Raw genomic sequence first — 6238 nt, forward strand, 5'->3', positions numbered from 1 at the left:
AAAAAGCCCGGCGGTCGCTTTATGACTCGGACAGAACCCTGAATGACAACGAAATTCAGTTTCTAACCCATATTACCGAGTTGGATCCCGCTGTTGAATTTCTTTATTTTCACTGGTGGGGAATATTGGAAGACCTGGGCCGATATCCAACCTTAAAGAAAGGGGATAATCCGGTTCTGCTTATAACGAGCGCGCGAATCCTGGCAAGTCGTGCAGCGACTGCGGCAAGAAAAGGTGTGGTTGCAGCCGATCCCGCGTTGGTCAATGACTTCTTCCCTATCGAGTGGCTGCGCATCCAAAACTTTAAAGGCATAACAGATCTTACCATCGATTTCAAACAGGATGAACCCGGGAAAAAATCCTGGCTTTTTCTGTTGGGAGAAAATGGCGTCGGCAAGAGTTCCATCCTCCAGGCGATGGCCGTCGGCATGAAGGCGGACAAGGAGATGATCAGACCTCTGCTGCCAAAGCTGATCCGGAAAGGGGCGGAAAAGGCCGAGATCACTATAAAAGAACGAAATAGTGACAACCTGCTCATGACCGTGCTGACAAAGGATGATATTCATCAGTCGGGGGTCTTCAATTCCTTCCTCATGGGCTATGGTTCCCTGCGACTCTCCGGTGACGAGGCGGATGCCGTACCAAAACGGGATGAAGCAAGAATCAGCTATGAAAATCTCTTCAAACCCGTTCGCCCGCTCAATGATATCACAAAATGGCTAAAGGATACCCACCGGCAAAACCCCGTTTTCTTCGACGCGATGGCCTATTCCATAAAACAGTTGCTGCCGCATGATTTTGCGGAAAACGAACTTACGGTCAACGAAGAGATCATGTTCAAACACTCCGAGCAGCAGTTTTCCGAGTTGAGCGATGGATTCAAGAGTACGATTATTCTCGCGGTAGATATCATGATGAAGCTGTCCAGCGCGCAGGCCGATATGGATAAGATGACGGGCATCGTTCTCATCGATGAATTGGGCAATCAATTGCACCCCCGCTGGCAGATGCGCATCGTCCGGCAGTTGCGCACCGTCTTCCCGAATCTGAATTTTATCGTATCGACGCATCACCCGCTTTGTCTCCGGGGCTCCGAAGCCGGTGAAATCCTGTTGTTGAAGAATGTCGACAACCAGATTAACAGCATCACCGACCTGCCCGACCCCGCGGGCCTGCGCGTAGACCAGATCCTGGCCTCGGAATTCTTTGGACTGAACAGCCTCATGGACCCTGCGCTGGAGGCAAAGTTCAACCGGTATTATGCGCTGCTGGCCCGCGAGGCGGAACTAACCGGCAAGGAGGTGGAAGAGCTTTTCAGGCTGAAGGACGAACTGAAGGCGCAGAAGCAACTGGGGTCATCCCTGCGGGACGAACTGATGTACTACGCCATCGATAGTTTGCTGGCGAGTAAGCTGGCCTATACCTTCAGCAGGGATGAGTTGAAGGAGCAGGTAGTTACCCGGGTGAGGGATATCTGGAAGAAATTAAACAGCCGAAACCATGATCAAGGTTAAACGCCCCGAATGCCCGGAGATTCTGCGCGCCGATCCAGACAAAGAAAGCCCGGGGCGGGCAGAGACGCGCCGGAATATCGAAACGGGTACCCGCGTCTACAAGGTATATGCCGATAAGTCGGTAAGAAAGGCGCTGGGAAAAATGTTTCATGGCAAATGCGCCTATTGCGAAAGCCAGATCACGGCGATCTACAGCGGCGATATCGAGCATTTCAGGCCAAAAGGGCGGGGCTACTACTGGCTGGCCGCCGATTGGGAAAACCTGTTGTTTGCCTGTCCTTTCTGCAACCAAACCCACACCCATGAGATGGCCGGCGATGGGTCCACAAGGGAAGTGGTGATGGGCAAGCTCGACCAATTTCCATTGATGGCGGAAAACTACCGCCTCAGCGAGGATCATGCCGTGCACTTTCTTTCCGCCGATAGCCGGTATACAACCGCGTTTGGCCAGGAGGAAGCCGTTCGCCTGCTAGTAAGACCCTGTACCGATGCGGAGACGGAAAGCTATTTCAAATACAACGACCAGGGGCTGATCCTGGTGGGGGATGGGCTGGCCTTTCCAGATCAAAAGCGGGCGGAGACTTCAATCAGGGTATATGCCCTGCAGCGATTGGGGCTGGTCCTCGCCCGGGAGGCGAAGGTCATCGAGATAAAGGCGCAGATCAGGCGAGTCGAGGAAGCGATTGCCGACTTCGACGCCCATTTCAACGACGGTGAAGTGGAGCGGATTCAGTATGAGGGCCTGTTGCGGGAGGAGATGGAACGGCTCCACCGGTTTCAGGATCCCAACCAGGAATACGCCGGCATGGCCAGGTATATTATCCGGCAATATTTTGCCGCTTCGGGACTTGGATAAGGCCGTCAATGCCCCCGCAGCAGTGGCATCTATCCCTCCGCAAAAAACTTATGGAAATACGGGATCGTCTCGATCCCCTTATAAAAATTCGCGAGATCGAACTTCTCATTCGGCGAATGCAGGTTGTCACTATCCAGGCCGAAGCCCATAAACACGATCTTGACGCCGAGATGCTGTTCGAAGAGCGAGCAGATCGGGATGCTGCCGCCGCCGCGGACGGGGATGGGCGCCTTGCCGAAAGTGGCCTGGATGGCCTTCGCCGCCGCCTGGTAGGCCTTGCTGTCGATCGGCGTCATATAGGGCTCGCCGCCATGATGCTCCTCGGCCTTGACGGTGACGCCGGGGGGCGCTATCTGGCGGAAGTAGTTGAGCAGCTTTTCCGTGATGACCTTCGCCGACTGATTGGGCACCAGGCGGGCCGAGATCTTGGCAAAGGCCTTGCCCGGCAGCACGGTCTTGGCGCCTTCGCCGGTGTAGCCGCCCCAGATGCCGTTCAGCTCGAGGGTGGGCCGGATGCCGGTCCGTTCGTTGTTGGTATACCCCTTCTCGCCCCAGAGTTCCGTTACGCCGAGGTCCTTCTTGTATTCCGCCTCGTTATAGGGGGCGGCGGCCATCAGCTTACGCTCCGCGGGGGTGGCTTCTACCACATCATCATAGAATCCCGGGATCGTGATATGATTGTTCTCGTCATGACAGGAGGCGATCATCTTCGCAAGCATGGTGATCGGATTGGCGACGGCGCCGCCATACACGCCGCTATGCAGATCGCGGTTGGGGCCGGTGACCTCCACCTCGATATAGGAAAGCCCCCGCACCCCGATGTCGATCGAGGGGTGCTCGAGGCTGAGCATGGCCGTATCGCTGATCAGGATGACATCGGCCTTTAGCAAGGCCTTGTTGGTGCTGACGAACTTCGCCAGGTTGGGGCTGCCGATCTCTTCTTCGCCTTCGATGATAAACTTGATATTCGTCGTCAGGGTCTTTGTCTGGACCATGGTCTCCAACGCCTTGACATGCATATAGAACTGTCCCTTGTCATCCGCCGAACCGCGGGCGAAGATCTTGCCGTCCCTGATGACGGGCTCGAAGGGACCGCTATGCCACAGGTTGAGGGGGTCGGCGGGCTGGACATCGTAATGGCCGTATACCAGGACGGTAGGTTTGCTTTTGTCGATGATCTTCTCCCCATAGACGACGGGATGCCCCTCGGTGGGGTAGATCTCGGCCTTGTCGACGCCGGCGTCCAGCAGCCGCTGTTTCACGGCTTCGGCGCATTTCTGCATGTCGCCTTTGTGTTCGCTGCGGGCGCTGACGGAGGGGATGCGAAGCAATTCGAGGAGTTCGCTCAGAAACCGATCCTTATTCTTTTCCTGGTATTCTTTCCATGTTGACATGGCGCAAATATATGAACCTACGGGCTTATTGGAAAATATAGCCCTTTGGCCCCTTTACCGCGCCGAGGCGATCATCTCCAGCGCCAGCCGGACCAGGAACAACGCCGGACTCTCCTGCCGCGACTCCTCCTCCGCAAAGGCGCGGATCTCCCCTCGGTTCCGGGCGCGGATGCAAAAACTCAGGATCGTGGCAAGGATATCGGGCTCGTAGGGCAGCAGGCCGATCTCGTTGCTCCATTGAAAGCGGTTGCTCTGCGAGAGCTGCAGCTGCTCGGCATTTCGTTGCAGCAACACCCGCAGGCCGGCGGTCCAGGGGCGGTTGCCGGCCTCTTCGGGATTCCCTTTGTAATACACCTTTTCGATATCGCCGCGGATAAAGGCGACGGTTTCGTGGAGCGGAACGGGCGGGTTGCCGACCGGCTGGGCCATCATGGCGGGGGAGGAAGAGGCATATTCCAGCATCCGGCCAAGCGCATTCTCGTCGCCGCAGTTGAAGAGGTAGTACTGTCGAAGCAGTTCGTAATAAAACTCATGGGGATTGCCTTCCACCCGGCCGGCCTCCTGGCCAGAAAGCCATTCGCGGTTGAGGCCGCAGATGGCGAGCGGCTTCCAGAAGGAGTTGTTCTGCCGGCGATAGATACCCGCGGCAATGCCAAAAAGTGGGATCGCGGAGCCCGGTTCGAGGATCGACCGGTAGATGGCGGCCAGCACATAGCAGGAACCCATCACCAGTTCTTTTTCCTGTAGGGCAGGGTCGTCTTCCTCCTGCTGTTCCTGGCGGATCGCAAAGCCCGAAGCCGCGGCATAGCCTTCATAGGCGTCACCCAGCCGTTGCAGCGTGGCGCCCGAGAGACCCAGTTGTGAAGAAAAATCGCTCATGGATTATAAGATTTCGCGGGGAAAGGCCTTTTATGCCTTTCAAAACTTTCTGAAAATACATAGGTAAATGTAGTTTGCTCCGTAAAAACAAGCCGGGGGTAAAAACACCCTATTTTGTATCAACCAAAGCCGGGTATCCTACCTTTGTCCAGTCAACAACATCTCCAAACAACCTAAAAGATCATGGTATGAGCACGCAAACAAAGACTACACCCACACAAGTAGTAAACTATCAGACAGACGAGCATTTGACTCCGGGGGTTATCGACTTTCTCAAGATAGTAAACGCACCGGGAGGCAAACCGGTTGAGAGCCTGCCCAAGCTGGCGGCCCGGCAGGTGCTTATCGATGCCCAAAAGGCTTTTAACGTGGACTATTCCGGGATTGACGAGGACGAAAAAGATATCGAAGCAGACGGGTACAGGATCAGGCTGAATCTCGTGCGTCCGGCCGGAGCCACCGGGGTTTTACCGGTCTTCATCTTTATCCATGGCGGCGGCTGGATCCTGGGAGACTATCCCACCCACCGGCGGCTCGTACGCGACATTGTGGTCGAGTCGGGTTTTGCCGCCGTCTTCGTGAATTACACGCCCTCGCCCGAGGCGCAATATCCCCAGGCAATAAACGAGATCTATGCGGCGACAAAATGGGTGGCGGAGAATGGCGCTTCGATCAAGGTCGACGGCAAGCGGTTGGGTGTTGTCGGCAATAGTGTCGGCGGGAACATGACTGGGGCGACGGCCCTGATGGCAAAGGAGAAGAAAGGACCGGCCATCGGCGTGCAGATCATGATGTGGCCGGTAGCCGATGCCAGCTTTAGCCAGGAGTCGTATGCGCGGTTTGGCGCCGACCGGTTCCTGACGACCCCGTTGATAAAATGGATGTGGGACCAGTATACGACAGACCTGGAGGCCCGGAAGGAAGTGCATGCCTCCCTGCTCAATGCGTCGGTCGACCAGCTGAAGGGCCTGCCGCCGGCCCTGATCCAGGTGGCCGAGAACGATATCCTGCGTGATGAGGGGGAGGCCTATGGGCGTAAGCTGGAAGCTGCGGGCGTTACGGTCACGACGGTTAGATACAATGGGATGATCCATGACTGGGGAATGCTGAATGGGTTGGCCAATGAACCCGCGACAAAGTCGCTGGTCCGGCACGCGGCGGCAGAGTTGCGGCACTATTTGGGATAAATGTTATTTTAGTGGCGGCGTCCCGCAAGGGCGCCGCCCATTTCATGGCAAAGGAAAAGATCCCGGTTTATGATTTCGCCAACCTGGCAGCGAAGCCCCTCGACCCGGGGGAGTTTATGATCGAACCATTTGTAGCCTACATCGGCCGACACTCTCCCGATCTTCACCACGCCCACCGCCACAGCTTCTATCATCTGGTCTGCTTTACCGGCGGCGGCAAGGGATCGCATAGCATCGACTTTACGAAATTCCCGGTCGAACCGGGCCAGATCTATTTTATGTCGCCGGGGCAGGTACACAGCTGGAATTTTGCAGGGCAGCCCGAAGGGTTTGTGATCAATTTCTCCGCGGGATTCCTGGAGAGTTTTTTGTTGAACCCGAACTATCTCGACCGGTTCTCCTTTTTTA

The 6238-nt window shown here is 56.0% G+C and carries 6 protein-coding genes; 4 read left to right on the top strand and 2 right to left on the bottom strand.

Annotation, left to right across the window (positions count from 1 at the left end):
• On the top strand, positions 1-1514 hold a 1514-nt coding region (locus VGM48_RS06595), incomplete at its 5' end, for an AAA family ATPase (RefSeq protein ID WP_331577283.1).
• Entirely contained in the window at positions 1501-2370 is an 870-nt protein-coding gene (locus VGM48_RS06600; RefSeq protein ID WP_331577285.1) for an HNH endonuclease, read from the top strand. The genes VGM48_RS06595 and VGM48_RS06600, both read left to right, overlap by 14 nt.
• A gap of 29 nt (positions 2371-2399) precedes the next feature.
• Here the strand turns inward: VGM48_RS06600 and VGM48_RS06605 are convergent, their stop codons facing one another.
• Together VGM48_RS06605 and VGM48_RS06610 are read right to left on the bottom strand one after the other, a co-directional pair.
• Positions 2400-3764: a dipeptidase gene (locus VGM48_RS06605; RefSeq protein WP_331577287.1), complete on the bottom strand. Its 1365-nt coding sequence runs from the start codon at positions 3762-3764 to the stop codon at positions 2400-2402.
• Between the two features lie 54 nt (positions 3765-3818).
• Positions 3819-4643: a hypothetical protein gene (locus VGM48_RS06610; protein ID WP_331577289.1), complete on the bottom strand. Its 825-nt coding sequence runs from the start codon at positions 4641-4643 to the stop codon at positions 3819-3821.
• 188 nt (positions 4644-4831) lie between these two features.
• Here VGM48_RS06610 and VGM48_RS06615 point away from each other — a divergent pair, with 188 nt between their 5' ends.
• Together VGM48_RS06615 and VGM48_RS06620 are read left to right on the top strand one after the other, a co-directional pair.
• Positions 4832-5830: an alpha/beta hydrolase gene (locus VGM48_RS06615; RefSeq protein ID WP_331577291.1), complete on the top strand. Its 999-nt coding sequence runs from the start codon at positions 4832-4834 to the stop codon at positions 5828-5830.
• A gap of 11 nt (positions 5831-5841) precedes the next feature.
• Positions 5842-6238: AraC family ligand binding domain-containing protein (locus tag VGM48_RS06620; protein ID WP_331577293.1), on the top strand; the 397-nt coding region annotated here is incomplete at its 3' end.

Source organism: Puia sp. (assembly GCF_036500295.1).
Classification (GTDB): Bacteria; Bacteroidota; Bacteroidia; order Chitinophagales; family Chitinophagaceae; genus Puia.